17 protein-coding genes are annotated in these 20,267 nt (G+C 74.5%); 4 read left to right on the top strand and 13 right to left on the bottom strand.

Annotation, left to right across the window (positions count from 1 at the left end):
* Window positions 1-3: 3 nt before the first annotated feature.
* The 8 genes from ACF08D_RS01470 to ACF08D_RS01435 form a co-directional block, all read right to left on the bottom strand.
* Window positions 4-1,005, bottom strand: a complete 1,002-nt coding sequence (locus tag ACF08D_RS01470; RefSeq protein ID WP_392220409.1) for a proline racemase family protein — start codon at window positions 1,003-1,005, stop codon at window positions 4-6.
* Window positions 1,006-1,007: 2 nt separating this feature from the next.
* The gene (locus ACF08D_RS01465; RefSeq protein WP_392220407.1) at window positions 1,008-1,904 is read right to left on the bottom strand and encodes a dihydrodipicolinate synthase family protein; all 897 of its coding nucleotides are present in this window, start codon (window positions 1,902-1,904) and stop codon (window positions 1,008-1,010) included.
* Window positions 1,901-3,226, bottom strand: coding sequence for an NAD(P)/FAD-dependent oxidoreductase (locus ACF08D_RS01460; protein WP_392220405.1), 1,326 nt, complete (start codon window positions 3,224-3,226; stop codon window positions 1,901-1,903). The genes ACF08D_RS01465 and ACF08D_RS01460 overlap by 4 nt, the downstream gene beginning before the upstream one ends.
* A complete protein-coding gene (locus tag ACF08D_RS01455; protein ID WP_392220404.1) occupies window positions 3,216-3,503 on the bottom strand; it encodes a (2Fe-2S)-binding protein in 288 nt (95 codons plus the stop codon). The genes ACF08D_RS01460 and ACF08D_RS01455 overlap by 11 nt, the downstream gene beginning before the upstream one ends.
* Window positions 3,500-4,756, bottom strand: coding sequence for an NAD(P)/FAD-dependent oxidoreductase (locus tag ACF08D_RS01450; RefSeq protein WP_392220402.1), 1,257 nt, complete (start codon window positions 4,754-4,756; stop codon window positions 3,500-3,502). The genes ACF08D_RS01455 and ACF08D_RS01450 overlap by 4 nt, the downstream gene beginning before the upstream one ends.
* Window positions 4,757-4,831: 75 nt before the next feature.
* Window positions 4,832-7,180, bottom strand: coding sequence for a collagenase (locus tag ACF08D_RS01445; protein ID WP_392220401.1), 2,349 nt, complete (start codon window positions 7,178-7,180; stop codon window positions 4,832-4,834).
* A 303-nt stretch (window positions 7,181-7,483) separates the two neighbouring features.
* Window positions 7,484-7,882: a RidA family protein gene (locus ACF08D_RS01440; RefSeq protein WP_392220400.1), complete on the bottom strand. Its 399-nt coding sequence runs from the start codon at window positions 7,880-7,882 to the stop codon at window positions 7,484-7,486.
* Window positions 7,879-9,024 carry an acyl-CoA dehydrogenase family protein gene (locus ACF08D_RS01435; protein WP_392220399.1) on the bottom strand — a complete coding sequence of 382 codons (1,146 nt, stop codon included), beginning with the start codon at window positions 9,022-9,024 and terminating at the stop codon, window positions 7,879-7,881. Before ACF08D_RS01435 ends, ACF08D_RS01440 begins: the two co-directional genes overlap by 4 nt.
* A gap of 96 nt (window positions 9,025-9,120) precedes the next feature.
* On the opposite strand from ACF08D_RS01435, the gene ACF08D_RS01430 reads away from it, so the two are divergent.
* Window positions 9,121-10,746: an AMP-binding protein gene (locus ACF08D_RS01430; protein WP_392220398.1), complete on the top strand. Its 1,626-nt coding sequence runs from the start codon at window positions 9,121-9,123 to the stop codon at window positions 10,744-10,746.
* Window positions 10,747-10,750: 4 nt separating this feature from the next.
* Window positions 10,751-11,563 (top strand): PaaX family transcriptional regulator C-terminal domain-containing protein, encoded by an 813-nt coding sequence (locus tag ACF08D_RS01425; RefSeq protein WP_392220397.1) that lies wholly within the window; start codon window positions 10,751-10,753, stop codon window positions 11,561-11,563.
* On the opposite strand, the gene ACF08D_RS01420 is transcribed toward ACF08D_RS01425, so the two are convergent.
* Both ACF08D_RS01420 and ACF08D_RS01415 read right to left on the bottom strand, forming a co-directional pair.
* Window positions 11,560-13,830 carry a bifunctional salicylyl-CoA 5-hydroxylase/oxidoreductase gene (locus ACF08D_RS01420; RefSeq protein ID WP_392220396.1) on the bottom strand — a complete coding sequence of 757 codons (2,271 nt, stop codon included), beginning with the start codon at window positions 13,828-13,830 and terminating at the stop codon, window positions 11,560-11,562. The two genes, ACF08D_RS01425 and ACF08D_RS01420, sit on opposite strands and share 4 nt — an antisense overlap.
* A 6-nt stretch (window positions 13,831-13,836) precedes the next feature.
* On the bottom strand, window positions 13,837-14,664 hold the full coding sequence (locus ACF08D_RS01415) for an enoyl-CoA hydratase family protein (protein WP_392220395.1): 828 nt from the start codon (window positions 14,662-14,664) through the stop codon (window positions 13,837-13,839).
* Between the two features lie 450 nt (window positions 14,665-15,114).
* Here ACF08D_RS01415 and ACF08D_RS01410 point away from each other — a divergent pair, with 450 nt between their 5' ends.
* The gene (locus ACF08D_RS01410; RefSeq protein WP_392221177.1) at window positions 15,115-15,546 is read left to right on the top strand and encodes an ATP-binding protein; all 432 of its coding nucleotides are present in this window, start codon (window positions 15,115-15,117) and stop codon (window positions 15,544-15,546) included.
* Here ACF08D_RS01410 and ACF08D_RS01405 read toward each other — a convergent pair.
* Window positions 15,518-16,948, bottom strand: a complete 1,431-nt coding sequence (locus tag ACF08D_RS01405; RefSeq protein ID WP_392220394.1) for an amino acid permease — start codon at window positions 16,946-16,948, stop codon at window positions 15,518-15,520. The two genes, ACF08D_RS01410 and ACF08D_RS01405, sit on opposite strands and share 29 nt — an antisense overlap.
* Before the next feature lie 251 nt (window positions 16,949-17,199).
* On the bottom strand, window positions 17,200-18,207 hold the full coding sequence (argF, locus tag ACF08D_RS01400) for an ornithine carbamoyltransferase (protein WP_392220393.1): 1,008 nt from the start codon (window positions 18,205-18,207) through the stop codon (window positions 17,200-17,202).
* A gap of 216 nt (window positions 18,208-18,423) precedes the next feature.
* Between argF and ACF08D_RS01395 the strand changes: the two genes are divergently transcribed.
* Window positions 18,424-18,909, top strand: a complete 486-nt coding sequence (locus ACF08D_RS01395; RefSeq protein ID WP_392220392.1) for an SRPBCC family protein — start codon at window positions 18,424-18,426, stop codon at window positions 18,907-18,909.
* On the opposite strand, the gene ACF08D_RS01390 is transcribed toward ACF08D_RS01395, so the two are convergent.
* Window positions 18,906-20,144 carry an arginine deiminase gene (locus tag ACF08D_RS01390; RefSeq protein ID WP_392220391.1) on the bottom strand — a complete coding sequence of 413 codons (1,239 nt, stop codon included), beginning with the start codon at window positions 20,142-20,144 and terminating at the stop codon, window positions 18,906-18,908. The two genes, ACF08D_RS01395 and ACF08D_RS01390, sit on opposite strands and share 4 nt — an antisense overlap.
* Window positions 20,145-20,267: the final 123 nt, after the last annotated feature.

Here is a 20,267-nt window from a genome sequence, read left to right as displayed (position 1 = left end):
GGATCAGAGGAGGAAGCCCGCGGGGAAGGGGTCGTCCGGATCCAGGAAGAACTGGGCGGTGCCGGTGATCCAGGCGCGGCCGGTGACGGTGGGCACGACGGCGGGCCGTCCGCCGGCCGTGGTCTCGCCGGTGAGGCGCCCGGTGAACCGGGTCCCGATGAACGACTCGTTCACGAAGTCCCGCCCGAGCGGCAGCTCCCCGCGCGCGTGGAGCTGGGCCATCCGCGCCGAGGTGCCGGTCCCGCAGGGCGAGCGGTCGAACCAGCCCGGGTGGATGGCCATGGCGTGCCGGGAGTGGACGGCGTCGGAGCCGGGCGCGGCGAGGTAGACGTGCTTGAGGCCCGCGATGGACGGGTCCTCGGGGTGCACGGGCCGGTCGGCGGTGTTGACGGCGTCCATCACGGCGAGGCCGGCGGCGAGCAGGTCCTCCTTGCGGGCCCGGTCGAACGGCAGGCCCAGGTCGGCGAGTTCGACGAAGGCGTAGAAGTTCCCGCCGTACGCGAGGTCGTAGCGGACGGTGCCGAGGCCGGGCACCACCACCTCGCGGTCGAGGGCAACGCAGAAGGCGGGGACGTTGGTGAGGGTGACGGACCTGGCGGCGCCGTTCTCCACCCGTACGTCGGCGGTCACCAGTCCGGCCGGGGTGTCGAGGCGGACGGTGGTGACGGGTTCGGTGACGGCCACCATCCCGGTCTCGACGAGGACGGTGGCGACGCCGATGGTGCCGTGCCCGCACATCGGGAGGAGGCCGGAGACCTCGACGAACAGCACGCCGTAGTCGGCGTCGGGCCGGGTGGGGGGCTGGAGGATCGCGCCGCTCATGGCGGCGTGGCCGCGCGGCTCGTACATCAGCAGGGTGCGGACGTGGTCCAGGCGGGCGGCGAAGTGGGCGCGCCGCTCGGCCATGGTGGCGCCGGGGACGGTGCCGATCCCGCCGGTGACGACCCGGGTGGGCATGCCCTCGGTGTGGGAGTCGACGACATGGTGGACGGTCCGGGTGCGCATGGTCAGGAGAGCCCTTCCGCGAGCGCCTTCTCGGTGGCGGCGCGGACGGTGGCGGCGTGGGCGCCGGTGAGCGGCGTCCGGGGCGGGCGGCAGGGCCCGCCGCGGTGGCCGGCCAGGTCCATGGACAGTTTGATCGCCTGGACGAACTCGGGCCGCGAGTCCCAGCGCAGCAGCGGGTGCAGCGCCCGGTAGAGGGGCAGGGCGGTGTCGAGGTCGCGGGCGGCGGCGGCCCGGTAGAGGGCGGTGCAGGCGGCGGGCAGGGCGTTGGGGTAGCCGGCGATCCAGCCCACCGCGCCGGCCAGGACCAGCTCCAGCAGGACGTCGTCGGCGCCGGCCAGCAGGTCGAGGTCCGGGGCCAGTTCGGCGATCTCGTAGGCGCGCCGAACGTCGCCGCTGAACTCCTTGACCGCCACCACGTGCCCGTCGGCGTGGAGTTGGGCGAGGAGCCGGGGGGTGAGGTCGACCCGGGTGTCGAAGGGGTTGTTGTACGCGACGACGGGCAGCCCGGCGCGGGCGGCCTCGGCGTAGTGGGCGCGGACGGCCGCCGGGTCGGCGCGGTACGCGGTGGGCGGCAGCAGCAGCACCGATCCGCAGCCCGCCTCGGCCGCCCGCTCGGCCCACCGGCGGGCCTCGGTCGAGCCGTACGCGGCGATGCCGGGCATCACCCGGGCGCCGTCGCCCGCCGCCTCGACGGCGACGCGGACGAGCCGGGTGCGCTCCTCGTCGCTGAGGGTCTGGTACTCGCCGAGGGAGCCGTTGGGGACGACCCCGTCGCAGCCCTCGGCGACGAGCCGGGCGACGTGGGCGGCGTAGGCGTCGTAGTCGACGGAGAGGTCGTCGCGCAGCGGCAGGGCGGTGGCGACCAGAACGCCGTGCCAGGGCTTGGTGCGCTGGTTCATCGTTCGTCTCCCGGTGGGTGGGCGAGGTGACGGAGCGGTACGGGGCAGGACAGCGGGCGCCGGTCGGGCGCCGGGTCCTGCCCGGCGAGGCGGGCGACGGCCGGTCCGCAGACGCGGCCCTGGCACCAGCCCATTCCGGCGCGGGTGAGGAGCTTGACGGTACGGGCGTCCCCGGCGCCCAGGCCGGTGACGGCGTCGCGGACGCGGCCGGCGGTGACCTCCTCGCAGCGGCACACCTCGGTGGTGTCGGTGAGCCAGCCGGTCCAGCCGGGGCCGGGCCGGTGCGCGGCGGCCATCGCGGCGGCGAAGGCCCGCAGCCGCCCGCGGCGCCGGGCGAGGGCCGCGCTGTGGCGGCCGGCGACGGAGAGGGCGGCGATCCGGCCCTCCGTGCGGGCGAGTTCGGCGCCGCCGACGCCGCAGGTCTCCCCGGCCGCCCAGACACCCGGGACGGAGGTGCGCTGCCCGGCGTCGGTGTCCACCGCCGGGGTGCCGTCCGGGGTGCGGCGGGTGGCGCAGCCGAGCGCGGTGGCGAGTTCCAGCTGCGGCAGCAGACCGTGGCCCACCGCGAGGGCGTCGCAGGGGATGCGGCGGCCGGTGCCGGGGACGGGGCGCCAGTCGGTGTCGAGCCGGGTGACGGTGACGGCCTCCACCCGGGTGGTGCCGTGGGCGGCGGTGACCGCGTGGCGGGTGAGGAGGCGGGTGGAGCGGCGCAGGAGGACGGCGCCGTGCCGGGCGCCCTGGAGGAGCTTGGCGGGGTTCCGGGCGAGGGCGGCGCCGTGGTGGGCGTAGCCGGTGTAGCCGGCCGCCTCGACCAGGGCGGGGACCCGGGCCCCGGCGGCGGCCAGGGTGCCGGCGACGGCGAGCAGCAGGGGCCCGCTGCCCGCGACGACGACACGGCGCCCGGGGAGGGCGGGCCCGCCCTTGAGCAGGGCCTGCGCGCCGCCCGCGCCGAGCACCCCGGGCAGGGTCCAGCCGGGGAAGGGGAGGTGCCGTTCGCAGGCGCCGGTGGCGAGGAGCACGGCGTGGGCGCGGACGGCGGCGGGGGTCTCGTCGGGTCCCGCGACGGCGTGCAGGAGCCAGGTGTCGCCGTCGCGGGCGACGGTCCAGACGTGGTGGCCGGGCAGGTGGGTGATCCGGTCGGGCCGGCGCGTGAGCCGGCGCACCTCGCGGGGTACGGGGGCGCCCGCCGCGTGCCGGTGGATCTGGCCGCCCGCCCGCTGTCCGGCGTCCAGCAGGGTGACGCTCAGCCCGAGCCGGGCGGCCGTGGTGGCGGCCGCGATCCCGGCCGGTCCGGCGCCGACCACGGCGAGGTCAGCGGGCATGTCCGGTGCCCTCCTGGGTGGTGACGGTGTCGCCGGGGCGGGCCGGCAGGAGGCAGGCGCGGCGGTTGGGACGGCCGTTGACGGTGGCCAGGCAGTCGTGGCAGGTGCCCATGGCGCAGAAGGCACCGCGGGGCGCCCCGGTGTGCCGGGTGGTGCGCCAGGAGAGGATCCCGGCCGACCAGAGGGCGGCGGCGACCGTCTGGCCGGGCAGCGCGGTGACGGGCCTGCCGTCGAAGGTGAGCGTGAAGGGCGCGGGCGTGGTGGCGCGTCGTCTCACGGGGCGGCTCCTTCCGGATCGTCGGGGCGGGTGTGGGGGCGGGCGGGGGCATCCCTATGGGCCGGGGCGTCCCTACGGGCCGGGGCGTCCCCGCGGGCCGGGGCGTCGAAGCGGTCGGGGCGGAACGGCGCCGGGTCCAGGGGCGGTCGCGCCCCGGTGAGGGCGGCGGCGACGAGGGCGCCGGTCGCGGGGGCGAGGCCGATGCCGGCGCCCTCGTGGCCGCAGGCGTGGTGCAGCCCGGGGACGCGCGGGTCGGGGCCGATCGCCGGGAGGTGGTCGGGCAGATAGGGGCGGAAGCCGTGGTACGCGCGCAGGGCGCGGGCGCCGCCGAGCACCGGGAACAGCGCGATCGCCCCGGCGGCGAGCCGCCGCAGCGCCTCGGTGGACAGGGTCCGGTCGAAGCCGACGCGTTCGCGGGTGGCGCCGATGAGGACCGTCCCGGCGGGGGTGCCCTCGACGACGGGCGAGGACTGGAGGGCGGCCGAGTCGCTGGCGACGTCGGCGACGTAGTCCGCCGCGTACACCTTGTGGCGCACGAGGCGGGGCGGGAGGGGTTCGGTGACGAGGACGAAGCCGCGCCGGGGCCGTACCGGCAGGTGGACGCCGGCGAGTGCGGCGAGCGCCCCGCCCCACGTGCCGGTGGCGTTGACGACGGCCGGGGCGTGGAGGTCGCCGCGGCTGGTGCGGACGCCGCGGACCGCTCCGGACGGGCCGGTGAGGACGGCGGTGACCTCCTCGCCGGGGCGGACGTGCGCGCCGGAGGCCCGCAGGAGCTGGGCGGCGGCCATGGCGGGCTGCACCTGCGCGTCCTCGGGGTAGTGGACCCCTCCGGCGAGCCCGGGGGCGAGGTGCGGCTCGAGGGCGGCCAGCGCGCCGGCGGGTACGGGCCGGGTGTCGGCGCCCGCCTCCGCCTGGCGCGCGGCGAGGGCGTGCAGGGCGGTGAGGGCGGTCTCGTCGGATGCGACGACGAGACCGCCCTTGGGCTCGTACTCGGTCTCCGGTGGGAGGGTGCGGGCGAGTTCGCGCCACAGCCGGGTGGACAGCAGGGCGAGGTCGAGCTCCGGGCCCGGCTCCTTGTCGGAGACGAGCAGGTTGCCTTCTCCGGCACCGGTGGTGCCGCCCGCCACGGGACCGCGGTCGACGACGGTGACGGTGAGGCCGGCGCGGCTCGCGTAGTACGCGCACGCCGCCCCGACCACTCCGGCTCCGACGATCACGGCGTCCGGCAGATCACTCACGTGTCTCGTGGGCACGTCAGTAATATTTCACATGGCACTGGTCCTGTGAAGACCACCGGCACGCCCAACTCGCTTTTGCTGAACGGCCTTTCAGCTCCGCAGCGGCCCTTCGCACAGATAGTCCGAGGTGCCCGCCGACCGGTCCGGCCAGATGTCCACGCGGCCGAAGGAGCAGTTCATGTCGGCGAGGTTGGTGGACGCGCCGCCGGCCCGTTCCAGCAGGAAGTGGTCGACGGTGGCGGACATGTCCCGGAAGACCCGGTCGGCGCTTCCCGCGTCCGTGAGGCGGGCGGTGATCCGGCCGGCGCAGAGGTAGCGGGGCATGCCGGGGTCGCCGTTGGCCGAGCAGCTCGGGGCGGACCCGGTGGCGGCGGCGAAGGAGGCGCGGACGGCCTCGGCGGTGGAGTCGCGCAGCCGGTCGTTGGGCGTGTAGCGGGTGTCGGGCACGAACAGGTCGTCCACCTCGGCGATCCGGGCGTCCAGGAAGGCGTCGTAGTTTCGCTGGACGGAGGCGTCCCGGCCCAGCCGGTCGCGCCAGGCGTCGAAGGCCACCGGGTCGTCGGCGCGCAGGTGCCGGTACATCTCCTGGAGCAGGGCGGGCCGTTCGGTCCACAGGTGGCTGAAGAAGGTGCCCGCGTAGGCGTAGAAGCGGAAGCCGTCACCGGCGTAGGTGGCGTGCAGCAGCTCGTCCACGCTCATCCGGGGACTGCCGTCCGCGGTGTCGGCCATGATGCTCCGCACCAGCGCGGCCCGGACGGCGACACCGTCGTCACGGGTGGCGCCGGCCAGGAACTCGGCCGTCCCCTCGTCCATGGCCGTGGTGCGGTCCGCCTCGTACCAGGGGCCCTCGCCGAAGTAACCGGGCACCGCGAAGCGGCCGTTGAGGTAGTGCGTGTACTCGTGCCGGAACAGCTCCTCCAGCGTGAGCGAGGAGTCCTGGGGCACCCGGCGCTGGTACGTGTAGAAGGTCGCGCCGCGCTCGATGTAGATGCCGCCGTTGTCGGTGTCCATCCCGGTCAGCAGCGGGTGGTAGGTCTCATAGTCCGCGCGGGAGGCGTACAGCACGATGTTCAGGGTGGCATTGGTGTCCCCCGCCAGCGGTTCATGGCTTCCGGTGATCCGGTGGAACTGCGCCTTGACCTGCTTGCTCGCGTAGTACAGCTGGTCGACCACGGGGCGGGTCAGCCCGGTGCGCACCCTGATGGCCGCCTTGTCGTACGCGTACGTGTGGGGGAAGATCTCGCGCGCGATGTCGTCCTTGCACACCCCGTACGGTGCGCACGCCTCGTAGAAGTTCAGCCAGGAGGCGAGCTTGGCCCAGGGGGCGCTGCCGCGCCCGAAGTCCCGGACGACGGGGGCGAGGAGCGCGCCGAGGTCGGGCACGATCGCCGCCGTCAGCGCCTCGATCTGCCCGAAGCGGCCGTACTCGCCGAGGGCGTCGCGCACCACCCACTCGTTGGGCGTGCCCTTGAGGTGGGTGTAGGCGGAGAACTTCCGGAAGGCGTCCCGGTAGGCGGTGTTGCGGGCGGCCAGCGTGTGGAAGGCGGTGTCCCGGTTGCCCGGGTACACGCCCAGGTAGTTGACGGACAGGGCGGCGAGGGCGGCGCCGCCCCAGACCGGGTCCCGGTACGTGGTGGTGTGGTACGGGTCCATGGTGGCCAGCACCCGCCGGACCAGGTCGAGTTGGGAGTGGCGCAGACCGGGGGCGCTGCCCGCGTAGAGCGCCTCGCGCAGCGACTCGGCGTTGGTGCGGGTCACCTCGAAGGAGCGGCGCGCCGTGCCGAAGGCGTGGACGGCCCGGCGCATCGCCTCGGTGGTGGGCGGGTCGGTGACGTCGATCTCGGTGCGGGAGAAGTCGTGGTACGCCACGGCGTGGAGGTAGGTGAGCATCTCCAGCAGGTGGGTGCCGTTCCTGCCGTCGTGGCCGGGCGCGAGGGCGGAGGTGCGGCGGGAGACGGCCTGGACGTGGGCGTCGGACATGACGGGGGCCAGCCGGGCGTCCCAGGTCCAGATCAGGTCGCGCAGGCAGCCGTCGGCGGTGACGGCCGGGTCGGCCAGGAAGTCGGTGAACTGCTCGGGGCCGAGGCGGGTGACGTGGTCGAGGGTGCAGGCGGGCGCCGCGGTGGCCGCCGCACCGGCGCTCCCCGGGGTCGCCGGGCCGGGGATCGCGGAGCTGGTACGCCCGCCGGGCGCGGGGGCGGGGCGCGGGGTGGGTTCGGGCGCGGTGGCGAGACGCTCGACCTCGTCGTGGACGGGCCGGGACGGGCCCCCGGCGGCGGCGACGGGGGTCATGACGGGGGTGCGGTCGGGTGCGGCGGCGGTCGCGGGGGCGCTCCCGGCGGCGGCGCCGAGGAGGGTCGCGGTGGCGACGGCGGCGGCGAGCAGGGCGTGGCGCAGAGGTCGGGGGCGTGGGCATCTGCCGAGGGATCGCTGGGACACTGCGGCTCCTGTGTCGGAGGTGGGGAGTGGTCCGTGCAGCGGTGCGGACACGGCGGGGCGAGCCCCCAGGAGCTTGATGGGTGCATGCCACTACCGTGTGACGTGCAACATAGTAATGTGACATTGCACTGACAACCCTCGTGCGGAACACGGCTGTTGAGCCCCGGTCGGGCTCCGGCCACCCCGGCCCGCCGGCCCCCTGCCCGTCGGGTTCACCGGCCCCCGGCCCGCCGGGGTCACCGCCCGCCCGGGCCCTCCGGGGGTCACCGGCCCCCGGGGCTCACCGGCAATGCGGCCCGCGCCTCACTCCAGCACCGCGAAGCCGTCCAGCTCCACCAGGGCCTGCTCGTCCCAGAGGCGTACGGCGCCCACGACGGCCATCGCCGGGTAGTCGCGGCCGGCCAGGCGGCGCCAGATGCGGCCCAGTTCGGGGGCCCTGTCCCGGTAGTCGGCGACGTCGGTGGCGTACACGGTCACGCGGGCGAGGTCGGCGGGGGTGCCGCCCGCCGCCTTCAGGGCGGTCAGGAGGTTGCCCAGCGCGGTCTCGAACTGCTCCGGCAGGGTCTCCCCCACCACCCGCCCGGCCCCGTCCAGCGCGGTCTGCCCGGCGAGGAAGACCAGCCGGGAGCCGGTCGCGGTGACCGCGTGGGAGAAGCCCGTGGGCGGCGACAGCTCCGCCGGGTTGTGCCGTTCGACGCTCATGAGGCGTACAGCTCCTTGGCGATGATGGTGCGCTGCACCTCGGTCGCGCCCTCGTAGATGCGCGGCGCGCGCACCTCCCGGTACAGGTGCTCCAGCAGGTGGCCGCGGCGCAGCGCCCGGGCGCCGTGCAGCTGGACGGCGGCGTCCACGACGTACTGCGCGGTCTCGGTGGCCAGCAGCTTGGCCATGGCGGCGCGCCCGCGCACATCGGGCGCGCCCTCGTCGTGGGCCGCCGCCGCCGCGTACACCAGCAGCCGGGCGGCCTCGGTGCGGGTGGCCATCTCCGCGACCTGGTGGGACACGGCCTGGAGGTCCTTCAGTACGCCGCCGAAGGCGGTGCGGTCGGCCGTGTGGGCGAGGGTGGCGTCCAGCGCGGCCTGCGCCATGCCGACCGCGAAGGCGCCGACGCTGGGCCGGAAGAGGTTCAGGGTGTCCATGGCGACCCGGAAGCCCGCGCCGGTCTCGCCGAGGACGTCGCCGGGCCCGACCGGGACGCCGTCGAACAGCAGGCTGCCGATGGGGTGCGGGGACAGCATGTCGAGCGGGCTGCCGGTGAGGCCGGGGCGGTCGGCGGGGACCAGGAAGGCGGTGATGCCGCGCGCCCCGGCGTCCGGGGCCGTCCGGGCGAAGACGGTGTAGAAGTCGGCCTCGGGGGCGTTGGAGATCCAGCACTTCTCCCCGGACAGCCGCCAGCCGCCCCCGTCGCTGCTCCCGTCACCACTGCCGTGGCCGCCGTCCGGCACCGCCTCCAGGGCGAGCGCCGCCGCGTCCGAGCCCGCGCCCGGCTCGCTGAGCGCGAAGGCCGCGACCGTGCCGCCCGCGGCCACCCCCGGCAGCCAGCGCTCCCGCTGCCCGGGCGTCCCGTACGCGGCGACCGGGTGGGCGCCGAGGCCCTGGAGGGCGAGCGCGGTCTCCGCCTCGGTGCACACCCGGGCGAGGGACTCGCGCATCAGGCACAGCTCCAGCGCGCCGGCCCCGAACAGGCGGCGCAGCAGGCCCAGTTCCCCGAGCGCGGCGACGAGGGGGCGGTTGACGTGGCCGGGCTCGCCCTTCTCGGCGAGCGGGCGGAGCCGTTCGGCGGCCAGGGCACGCAGTTCGGCACACCAGGCGGTCTGGGCGGGATCGAGTGAGAATACGGGCATTCATGCCCCCTCAAAGACATCTATCGCGGGCCGTTGACTGTCGTCACATGAACGATACGCTCGATGAGCGTTCCCACCACGACAAGGGGGCGAACCATGGGGCTCACGCCTTCGGCACATCGTGACACCTTCGCCCGGGACCACCTCCCGCCACGCGAGCAGTGGCCGGACCTGGTCTTCGGCCTCCCGGAACTGCGCTACCCCGACCGGCTCAACTGCGGCACCGAGCTGCTGGACCGCACGGTGGAACGGTTCGGCCCCGGACGCCCCGCCTTCCGGGACGGCTCCGGTGGGGTGTGGACGTACGGCGAGCTGCGCCGGCGCGTCGACCGCGTCGCCCATGTGCTCACCGAGGACCTCGGCGTGGTGCCCGGCAACCGGGTGCTGCTGCGCGGCCCCACCACGCCCTGGCTGGCGGCCTGCTGGCTGGCGGTGATGAAGGCGGGCGCGATCGCCGTGACCGTCCTCGCGGGCGCCCGCCCCCGGGAGCTGGCCGTGATGGGCGAGATGGCCCGGGTCAGCCACGCCCTGTGCGACGTCCGGGTGGTGGACGACCTGGTCAAGGCGGAGGTCCCGGGGCTGCGGATCACCACGTACGGCGGTGACGGGCCCGGCGACCTGCTGCGCCTCACCGCCCGGCACACCGGCCCGTACGAGGCGGTGGACACCGCCGCCGACGACGTGGCCCTGATCGCCTTCACCTCCGGCACCACCGGACGGCCCAAGGGGTGCGTGCACGTCCACCGCGACGTGCTGGCGGTGGCCGACACCTTCTCGGCGCACGTGCTGCGCCCCCGCCCCGACGACCTCTTCGCGGGCAGCCCGCCGCTGGGGTTCACCTTCGGGCTCGGCGGGCTGGTGATCTTCCCGCTGCGGGCCGGCGCCTCGGCGCTGCTGCTCGAACAGGCCGGGCCCCGGCAGCTGCTGCCCGCCGTGGCCGAGCACCGGGTGACGGTGCTGTTCACCGCCCCCACCGCCTACCGGGTGATGCTGGACGACCTCGACCGGTACGACACCACCTCGCTGCGCCGCTGCGTGTCGGCCGGCGAGAACCTCCCGGCGGCCACCTGGCGGGCCTGGCACGAGCACACCGGACTGCGCCTGATCAACGGCATCGGGGCGACCGAGCTGCTGCACATCTTCGTCTCGGCGGCCGACGACGCCATCCGCCCCGGCACCACCGGCCTGCCCGTCCCCGGCTGGCACGCGCGCGTGGTGGACGATTCCGGCCGGCCCGTGCCCGACGGGCAGGAGGGGCTGCTGGCCGTGCGCGGCCCGGTGGGCTGCCGCTATCTGGACGACCCGCGCCAGACGGAGTACGTCCGGCACGGCTGGAACATCACCGGCGACACCTACGTCCGCGAACCGGACGGCTACCTGCGCTATGTCGCCCGCGCCGACGACATGATCATCTCGGCCGGGTACAACATCGCCGGCCCGCAGGTCGAGGAGGCCCTGCTGGCCCACCCCGACGTGGTCGAGGCCGCCGTGGTCGGCCGCCCCGACGACCTGCGCGGCCAGGTCGTCGTCGCGTACACCGTGCTGCGCGACGGCCTGCCGCGCGACGAGCACACCGCCGGCGAGCTGCGCGCCTTCGTCCAGGACCGCCTGGTCCCGTACAAGTGCCCGCGCGAGATCGTCTTCCTGGACGCGCTGCCCCGCACGGCCACCGGCAAGCTGCAGAGATTCCGGCTGCGCGACGGGGACGCGCCCGTAAAGTGATCACGTGGCCGAGCAGCACACCCCGCGTTCCCTGATCGTCTCCCTGTACGGCGCGTACGGGCGGACGCCCGACAACGCCCCGCTGCCGGTGGCCGAACTCATCCGGCTGCTGGCGGTGCTGGGCGTCGACGCGCCGTCCGTGCGCTCGTCCGTCTCCCGGCTCAAGCGGCGCGGGCTGCTCGTGCCGCGCCGCACCCCGGACGGCGCCGCCGGGTACGCCCTGTCCGAGGACGCCCGCCAGCTGCTGGACGACGGCGACCGGCGGATCTACGCGGCGGGCGAGCCGAGCGGGGACGAGGGGTGGGTCCTGGCCGTCTTCTCGGTGCCCGAGGCCGAGCGGAACAAGCGGCACCTGCTGCGCTCCCGGCTGGCCCGGCTGGGCTTCGGGACGGCGGCCCCGGGCGTGTGGATCGCACCCGCCGCGCTGTACGAGGAGACCCGGCACACCCTCCAGCGCCTCCAGCTCGACCCGTACGTGGACCTCTTCCGCGGCGAGCACCTGGGCTTCCCCGCGACGGCCGAGGCGGTGGGCCGCTGGTGGGACCTGGCCGCGATCGCCAAGCTGTACGAGGAGTTCCTCGACCGCCACGAACCGGTGCTGCGCGCCTGGCCGGCCCGCGAGCCGTCACCCGAGGAGGCGTACCGCGACTACCTGCTCGCGCTGGACTCCTGGCGCCGCCTGCCGTACGCCGACCCGGGCCTCCCGGCCGCGCTGCTCCCGGCCGGCTGGCCGGGCGGCAGGGCGGCGGCGGTCTTCGGCGGCCTGCACGCCCTGCTGCGCGACCCGGGCGAGGAGTTCGTCCGGGGCGGGGCCTAACGCGCCAGGCCCAGGCGTGGTTTGGGGGCGTCGGTGCGGCCTGTGGGGGGTGTGCGGCTGCCCGCGCGGTACGGGGCGGGCCAGGGGGCTGCCGGGCCCTCGTAGCCCTGTTCGGCGGCGGCGTGCAGGGTCCAGTGCGGGTCGTAGAGGTGCGGGCGGGCCAGGGCACACAGGTCGGCGCGGCCGGCCAGCAGCAGCGAGTTGACGTCGTCCCAGGAGGAGATGGCGCCCACGGCGATCACCGGCACCCCCAGGACGTTGCGGATCCGGTCGGCGTACGGCGTCTGGTACGAACGCCCGTACTCGGGGCGCTCGTCGGGGACGACCTGGCCGGTGGAGACGTCGATGGCGTCGGCGCCGTGCTCGGCGAAGGCGCGGGCGATCTCGACGGCCTCCTCGGCGGTGGTGCCGCCGGGCGCCCAGTCGGTGGCGGAGATGCGGACCGTCATGGGCCGCTCGCCGGGCCAGGCGGCCCGTACCGCGTCGAACACCTCCAGCGGGAAGCGCAGCCGGGCCGCGAGGGAGCCGCCGTAGGCGTCGGTGCGGCGGTTGGTGAGCGGGGAGAGGAAACCGGACAGCAGATAGCCGTGGGCGCAGTGCAGTTCGAGCAGGTCGAAGTCGGCGCGGGCGGCACGCCGGGCGGCGGCGGCGAACTGCTCCCTTATGTCGGTGAGCGCGGCCCGGTGCAGCTCGTGCGGAACCTGGTTGACGCCGGGGCGGTACGGGAGGGGGGAGGCGGCGACGAGCGGCCAGTTGCCGGAGTCGAGGGGCTGGTCGATGCCCTCCCACATGCGCTTGGTGGAGCCCTTGCGGCCGGAGTGGCCGAGCTGGACGCCGATGGCGGTGCCCGGCGACTGCTGGTGGACGAAGTCGGTGACCCGGCGCCAGGCGGCGGCCTGGCCGGGCGTCCACAGCCCGGCGCAGCCGGGGGTGATGCGGCCCTCGGGGCTGACGCAGACCATCTCCGTCATGACGAGCCCGGCGCCGCCGAGGGCGCGGGCGCCCAGGTGGACGAGGTGGAAGTCGCCGGGGACGCCGTCCTCGGCCGCGTACATGTCCATGGGGGAGACGACGACCCGGTTGCGCAGGGTCAGGCCGCGCAGCCGCAGCGGGGTGAACATCGGCGGGGTGCCGGGCGGGCAGCCGAAGTCGCGCTCGACGGCGCCGGTGAAGCGCGGGTCGCGCAGCCGCAGGTTGCCGTGGGTGACCCGGCGGCTGCGGGTGAGCAGGTTGAAGGCGAACTGGCGGGGCGGCTGGTCCAGGTGGAGCGCGAGGTCCTCGAACCAGCGGAGGCTGGCGGCGGCGGCGCGCTGGGTGGACTCGACCACGGGGCGGCGTTCCGCCTCGTACGCGGCGAGGGCCTCGGGCAGGCCGGGCTGCTCCTCGACGCAGGCGGCGAGCGCCAGGGCGTCCTCGACGGCGAGCTTGGTGCCGGAGCCGATGGAGAAGTGCGCGGTGTGGGCGGCGTCGCCGAGGAGGACCGTGTTGCCGTGCGACCAGCGCTCGTTGGTGACGGTGCGGAAGGCGGTCCACGCGGAGGCGTTGGAGGTGAGCGGGCGGCCCCGGAGCGCGTCGGAGAAGATTTTGGCGCAGCGGCCGGTGGACTCCTGCTCGTCGAGTTCGTCGAAGCCGGCCGCCCGCCACACCTCCTCGCGCATTTCGACGATGACGGTGGAGGCGTCGGCCGTGTAGGGGTAGCCGTGCAGCTGCATCACGCCGTGCTCGGTCTCGGCGATCTCGAAGCGGAAGGCGTCGAAGGCGAAGTCGGCGGCGAGCCAGATGTAGCGGCAGCGGTGGGTGGTGAGACGGGGCCGGAAGACCCGGGCGTGCGCCTCGCGGGTCCTGCTGTGCACTCCGTCGGCGGCGATCACCAGGTCGTGCCCGGCGGCCAGTTCGGCGGCGGGCGGGGCGGGCGTGCGGAAGCGGAGCCGTACGCCGAGCCGCTCGCAGCGCTCGTGGAGGATCTGGAGGAGCCGGCGGCGGCCGAGGGCGGCGAAGCCGTGGCCGCCGGAGGTCAGGACGTTCCCCCGGTGGGCGATGTCGATGTCGTCCCAGCGGACGAACTCCCGCCGGAGCGCGGCGTAGACGGCGGGGTCGGCGTGCTCGATGCCGCCGAGGGTCTCGTCGGAGAGGACGACGCCGAAGCCGAACGTGTCGTCGGGGGCGTTGCGCTCCCAGACGGTGATCTCACGCGCGGGGTCGATGCGCTTGAGCAGGGCGGCGGCGTACAGTCCGCCCGGCCCGCCCCCGATGACGGCTACGCGCACGGCCGGTCACCGCCCCTGCCACTTGGGCGGCCGCTTCTCGGTGAAGGCGGCGTGGAACTCGGCGTAGTCCTCGCCGTTCATCAGGAGGGCCTGGGTGGCGGCGTCCAGCTCGACGGACGCGGCGAGCGGCATGTCCAGCTCGGCCGTGAGCAGCGCCTTGGTCTGGGCGTGCGCGAGGGCGGGTCCGTCCGCGAGGCGGCGGGCCAGCTCGGCGGCGCGGGTGTCGGCGGCGCCCTCCTCGGTCAGCTCGCTGATCAGGCCGATGCGCTCGGCCTCGGTGGCGCGCACGGGGTCGCCGAGCATCAGCAGCCGGGTGGCGTGCCCGAGGCCGACCACCCGGGGCAGGAGGTACGCGGCGCCCATGTCCCCGCCGGAGAGGCCGACCCGGGTGAAGAGGAACGCGAAGCGGGTGGTGGGGTCGGCGATCCGGAAGTCGGCGGCGAGCGCGAGGACGGCGCCGGCGCCGGCGGCGACCCCGTGGAGGGCGGCGATCACCGGGAAGGGCGCCTCGCGCAGCGCCCGGACGACCTGGCCGGTCATCCGGTTGAAGTCGAGCAGCTCGGCGGTGTCCATGGCGAGGGTGGCGCCGATGATGTCGTCCACGTCGCCGCCGGAGCAGAAGCCCTTGCCCTCGCCGGCGAGCACCAGGGCGCGGACGGCCCGCTCGCGGGACAGCTCGGCGAGCAGGTCGCGCAGGTCGGCGTAGGCGCCGAAGGTGAGCGCGTTGAGCCGGGCGGGGCGGGCGAGGGTGACGGTGGCGACGCCGTCGTCCACGGCGAGCCGCACATGCTCCCAGGCGGCGGTGCGGGAAGCGGAGCTGGAAAAGGGGCTCATACGGGTGCGGCCCTCCTCGGTCTGCCTGCGCAGATGCCTGCCCCTCGAAGCTATCACTTGTGCGTGACTTCCGTCACGTAGGCGCGATAAGCTGAGCGGTGACCTTTTGTCACGACTGTCGCCGAGTGACGGGGGTTCTGTAGCGGCTGTGGCACAGGTCTCCCGGCGGGTCGCCCGGGGCCTCTGGTGCGGCCGACTGCGCTACGTAAGGTTGAAGGCAAACCTCACGGGTTGCTGTTGTCCCACCGTTTCCCCCGCACCCACCGTTTCCCCCGCTCCCACCGTTTTCTCCCGTACCACCGCTCACTCCCCCCTCCCCCGGTCCCCCCAGTCCCGTTTTCGTCCCCATTCCCTCCCCTGCGCGCCGCAGCGTCGCGGCGCCGCGGAACGCCGCCGGACGCCCCGCCCCCGCCCGCCCCGCTCCCGAATGGAACCGGCTTCACCGAACGGATCCCCGCTGTGCCCGAAGCTTCCGGACCCTCCTCCTGGCGCGTCGCGCTGCCGCACACGACCGCCGCGGTGCCGCTCGCCCGCGCCCTGATACGGACGGCGCTGGCGGATCTGGACGCGTCGGCGTACCGGGACACGGCCGAGCTGCTGACGGCCGAGCTGGTGGCGAACGCGGTGGAGCACACCGCCGGCCAGGGCCCGATCGAGCTGGTGGTGCGGCTGCTGCCGAGCGGCTGCCGGGTCGAGGTGCACGACCGCGACCCCGCGCCGCCCGGCGATCTCGTACCGGGGCACGACACCCCGCCCGATCCGTGGCAGGAGCACGGGCGCGGCCTGCTGCTGATCCGCACCCTCAGCGCGGCCTGCGGTCACCGCCGCACGGACCGGGGCAAGGCCGTCTGGTTCACGCTTCCGGGGATGCAGGCTCCGTGACCCGCCCGAGGCGGGAGTGGCGCCGCCCGTAGAGGGCGTACACCAGGGCTCCGACGACCAGGAAGACGGCGAACTGCACCCAGGTCGTCCAGCCGGTCCCCCAGATCAGGTACAGGCACATGGCGACGCCCAGGACCGGGCTCAGCGGGTAGAGCGGCACCCGGAAGCCCCGCTCCAGGCCGGGGTGGCGGCGGCGCAGCGCGACGACCGCGATGTTGACGGCGACCATGATGGCGAGGGTGCCGATGGTGGTCAGGTTGAGAACCACGTCCAGCGGGACGACCGCGGCCGGGACGGCGAAGACCGCGGCGACGATCCAGGTGTTGGCGACCGGGGTGGAGGTCTTCGGGGAGACCTTCTCGAAGACGCGCGGGACGAGCCCGTCGCGGGACATCGACATCAGGATGCGGGTCTGGCCGTACATCACGGCGAGGACGACGGAGGCGATGGCGACGACCGCGCCGAAGGCGATCACACCGCCGCCCACGGCGGAGTCGGTGACCCGGTCCACGATCAGCGAGAGCGCGGCGGGCTGGTCGGCGACCTCGTCGGCGGACAGCGCGCCGATGGCGGCGACGGCGACCAGGCAGTAGAGCAGGGTGACGATCCCGATGCAGATCATGATGGCCAGCGGCACGTTCTTGCGCGGGTTCTTCACCTCCTCGCCGGCGGTGGTGATCGCGTCGAAGCCGATGTACGAGAAGAAGGCCACGGACGCCCCGGAGGTGACCCCGGCGAGGCCGTGGGTGACGAAGGGCGTGAGGTTGTCGGCCTGGTAGGCGCGGAAGGCGATCGCGCAGAAGAGGACCAGCACGAGGATCTTGACGACGGCCATCACGGCGGTGGCGCGGGCGCTCTCGCGCACGCCCCGCACCAGCAGGACGGCGGCGAGGCCAATCACCACGACGGCCGGGATGTTGACGACTCCGCCGTCGCCGGGCGGGCCGGCGAGCGCCTCGGGCAGCTGCCACCCGACGAGGCTGTCGAGCAGCTCGTTGAGGTACTGCCCCCAGCCGACGGCGACGGCGGACACCGACACGCCGTACTCCAGCAGCAGGCACCAGCCGACGAGGAAGGCGACGCGCTCGCCGAGGGTGGCGTACGCGAAGGAGTACGAGCTGCCGGAGACGGGGATCGCGCTGCCCAGCTCGGCGAACGAGAACGCCGTGAACACGCAGGTGATCGCGGCGAGCACGAAGGAGACGACGACCGCGGGGCCGGCCTCGGCGACGCTGTCGGAGAGCCCGACGAAGATCCCGGTGCCGACGATGGCGCCGACGCCGAAGCACACGAGCTGGAAGAGGCCCATGCTGCGCTTGAGGCCGTGCCCCTCGAGGTCCGCGCCGGACTCGGCGATCAGCTGGGCAGGGCTTTTGATGCGGGACGGTCCGCTGGGACGCATGGGGTGATTCTCTTCTCCGGTACACACGCGCGCCCGGGGTGCGCGTGGGGGGTGCAGGCGAAGGGGGTCCGGCGCCGCCCGCCTGCGCGGGTGACGCCGGACCCCCCATCTGTCCCGATATTAACGGCAGCGCCGCATATTCACCCCATCGGGCGTATCACCATGCCCGCCATGCCGAGCCGGGCGCCGGACCGGACCGCGTCGGACCGGACCGCGTCGGACCCGGACGGACCCGGACGGGCCGGACCGGGTCAGGCCGGGTCCCCCAGCGTGGCCACCATGACGGCCTTGATGGTGTGCATCCGGTTCTCCGCCTGGTCGAAGACCACCGAGTGCTCCGACTCGAAGACCTCGTCGGTGACCTCCAGCGCGGTCAGCCCGTGGCGCTCGTGGATCTCCCGCGCGACCGAGGTGCCCAGGTCGTGGAAGGCGGGCAGGCAGTGCAGGAACCGCACGTCCGGGTTCCCGGTGGCGCGCAGCACGTCCATGGTCACGGTGTACGGGGCGAGGGCGGCGATGCGCTCGTCCCAGACCTCCTTCGGCTCGCCCATGGAGACCCACACGTCGGTGGCGACGAAGTCGGCGCCGCGCACGCCCTCGGCGATGTCCTCGGTGAGGGTGAGGCGGGCACCGGAGGCGTCGGCCAGCTCCCGGGCCCGGGCGACGACCTCGTCGGCGGGCCAGTACGTCTTGGGCGCCACGATCCGGACGTCCATGCCCAGCAGGGCGCCGGTGACGAGGTAGGAGTTGCCCATGTTGTAGCGGCCGTCGCCGAGGTAGGCGAAGGTCACGCTCTCCAGCGGCTTGCCGGCGTGCTCGGTCATGGTGAGCAGGTCGGCCAGCATCTGGGTGGGGTGCCAGTCCTCGGTGAGGCCGTTGTAGACGGGCACCCCGGCGTGCGCGGCCAGCTCCTCGACGGTGGCCTGGGCGTCCCCCCGGAACTCGATGGCGTCGAACATCCGGCCGAGGACGCGGGCGGTGTCCTTGGCGGACTCCTTGGTGCCGATGTGGGACCCGGCCGGGTCGATGTAGGTGGTGGAGGCCCCCTGGTCGGCGGCGGCGACCTCGAAGGCACAGCGCGTCCGGGTCGACGACTTCTCGAAGATCAGCGCGATGTTCCGGCCGCGCAGCCACTGGACCTCGGTGCCCGCCTTCTTCGCCGCCTTGAGCTCCGCGGCCAGCGCGACCAGGCCGCGGAACTCCTCGGCGGTGAGGTCCAGCTCCTTGATGAAGTGGCGGCCGGTGAGATCGGTGGCCATGAGAACTCCTGGGATCCAAAGACGGGAACCGTAAGTCTATACGAGACTTCACATTAATATACGGAACCCGGGCTTCGAGGAGCCCTCCCGGCTCCCCGGCCCCGCCTGGGCCCCGGTCCCTCCCGGGAAGCGTTCCACGCCCGGCCGCGAGATGATGAACGCCGGGTCCCGGCGGACGACCCCGGCGCCCCGGCGAAACGAAGGAGCGTGAGCGGTGTGGCCCGGAATCGCCGACTGATCCTGAGTTCACCGTCCGAGGTGTGGGCCCTGCTGTCGGACGGCCACCGCTACGGCGAATGGGTCACCGGCACCCAGCGCGTGATCGCCGTCGACCCGCACTGGCCGGACGTGGGCGCCCGCCTGCGCGTCCGGGTCGGCGCCGGCCCGCTGGCCCTCGACGACACCTGCGTGGTCCGCATCTGCGAGCCCCGGCACCGCCTGGAGCTGGAGGCGAAGGCGGGCCCCTTCGGCGCGGCCCGGATCGCCATGAACCTGGTGCCCTGGTACGAGCACACCCTCTTCCTCCTCGAATGGCACCCCCTGCGGGGCCCGGGCCTCCGGATGCACGGGCTCCCCGTCGACTACCTCGTCTCGATCCGCAACGGGATGATGCTCACCAAGCTGGCCAGGATCGCGGTGCGCGAGCATCACAAGCCCGGCGACCGCACCCCCGCCGGCCGGGCCGGGGCAGCCCGCCCCTAACCGGGGTCCGCGTCCCGCTCGACCGGGCAGCTCATACAGCGCGGCCCGCCCCGGCCCCGGCCCAGCTCGCTGCCGGGGATCTCGATCACCTCGATGCCCTCCTTGCGCAGATGTGTGTTGGTGGTGACATTGCGCTCGTACGCGACCACCACCCCCGGCTCCACCGCCAGGACGTTGCACCCGTCGTCCCACTGCTCGCGCTCCGCCGCGTGCACGTCCTGCGTGGCGGTCAGCACCCGGATCGCCGGCAGGTCCAGCGCCCCGGCGATGGCGCTGTGCATGTGCTGGGGCGGATGGTCGGTGACCTTCAGCGCCCGGTGCCCCTCGCCCGGCTCGATGGTGTACGAGCGGAGCATGCCGAGCCCGGCGTACTGGGTGAACGTGTCATGGGCGACCATCGTCATGACCGTGTCCAGGTGCATGAACGCCCGGCTCTTCGGCATGTCGAGCGCCACGATCGTCCGGGCCGAGCCCGCCGCGAACAGCCCGCGCGCCAGCATCTCCACGGCCTGCGGAGTGGTCCGCTCGCTCATGCCGATCAGGACGGCGCCCCGCCCGATGACCAGGACGTCGCCGCCCTCGATGGTGGAGGGGTAGTCGTCCTGCCCCTCCGACCAGTGGTGGAAGGGGCCCGCCTCGGGGCCGGTGAAGAGCGGGTGGTGCTTGTAGATGGCCTCGAAGTGGACCGTCTCCCGGCGGCGGGCGGGCCAGCGCATGGCGTTGATGGACACCCCGTCGTAGATCCAGGCCGAGGTGTCGCGGGTGAAGAGGTGGTTGGGCAGCGGCGGCACCAGGAAGTCGTCCAGGTCCATGACGTGGAAGCGGACCGAGGTCGGCTCGGCGTGCCCGGCCAGGAACTCGCGCTTGGTCATCCCGCCGATCAGCGCCTCCACCAGCGCCGGGGTGTCCAGGGCGTCGAACACCGCTCTTATGTGGTCGGTGGCGAGCGGCCCGTACTCCTTCTCGTCGAAGACCCGGTCCAGGACCAGCTTCCTGGCCTCCGGGATCTCCAGGACCTCGCGCAGCAGGTCCCCGAAGAGGTGCACCGCCACGCCCCGGTCGCGCAGCACGTCCGCGAAGCCGTCGTGCTCCTGCCGCGCCCGCCGCACCCACAGCACGTCGTCGAAGAGCAACGCGTCCTTGTTGGTGGGGGTCAGCCGCTTCAGCTCCAGATCGGGCCGGTGCAGGATGACGCGGCGAAGCCGCCCGGTCTCGGAATCGACATGGAATCCCATGTCTCCATCCTCACCGCGCGAGCCCCGCTTCACCCGGGAAAACGGCGGACATCTCCCGCCCCTCGGCCCACGGCCCCCGGCCCCCGGCCCTCGCCGGGAGCCGAGAGCCGGATGCCGGGGCCG

This window comes from Streptomyces sp. NPDC015131 (assembly GCF_043079975.1).
Classification (GTDB): Bacteria; Actinomycetota; Actinomycetes; order Streptomycetales; family Streptomycetaceae; genus Streptomyces.
This window is presented reverse-complemented; position numbering and strand designations above follow the sequence as displayed.

What these genes read in the sequence shown, in the direction of transcription:
- ACF08D_RS01460 (WP_392220405.1), bottom strand. Translation starts at nt 3,226, where the DNA reads ATGCCCGCTGACCTCGCCGTGGTCGGCGCCGGACCGGCCGGGATCGCG.
- ACF08D_RS01405 (WP_392220394.1), bottom strand. Translation starts at nt 16,948, where the DNA reads ATGCGTCCCAGCGGACCGTCCCGCATCAAAAGCCCTGCCCAGCTGATC.
- ACF08D_RS01430 (WP_392220398.1), top strand. Translation starts at nt 9,121, where the DNA reads ATGGGGCTCACGCCTTCGGCACATCGTGACACCTTCGCCCGGGACCAC.
- ACF08D_RS01440 (WP_392220400.1), bottom strand. Translation starts at nt 7,882, where the DNA reads ATGAGCGTCGAACGGCACAACCCGGCGGAGCTGTCGCCGCCCACGGGC.
- ACF08D_RS01435 (WP_392220399.1), bottom strand. Translation starts at nt 9,024, where the DNA reads ATGCCCGTATTCTCACTCGATCCCGCCCAGACCGCCTGGTGTGCCGAA.
- ACF08D_RS01390 (WP_392220391.1), bottom strand. Translation starts at nt 20,144, where the DNA reads ATGGGATTCCATGTCGATTCCGAGACCGGGCGGCTTCGCCGCGTCATC.
- ACF08D_RS01470 (WP_392220409.1), bottom strand. Translation starts at nt 1,005, where the DNA reads ATGCGCACCCGGACCGTCCACCATGTCGTCGACTCCCACACCGAGGGC.
- argF (WP_392220393.1), bottom strand. Translation starts at nt 18,207, where the DNA reads ATGGCCACCGATCTCACCGGCCGCCACTTCATCAAGGAGCTGGACCTC.
- ACF08D_RS01465 (WP_392220407.1), bottom strand. Translation starts at nt 1,904, where the DNA reads ATGAACCAGCGCACCAAGCCCTGGCACGGCGTTCTGGTCGCCACCGCC.
- ACF08D_RS01415 (WP_392220395.1), bottom strand. Translation starts at nt 14,664, where the DNA reads ATGAGCCCCTTTTCCAGCTCCGCTTCCCGCACCGCCGCCTGGGAGCAT.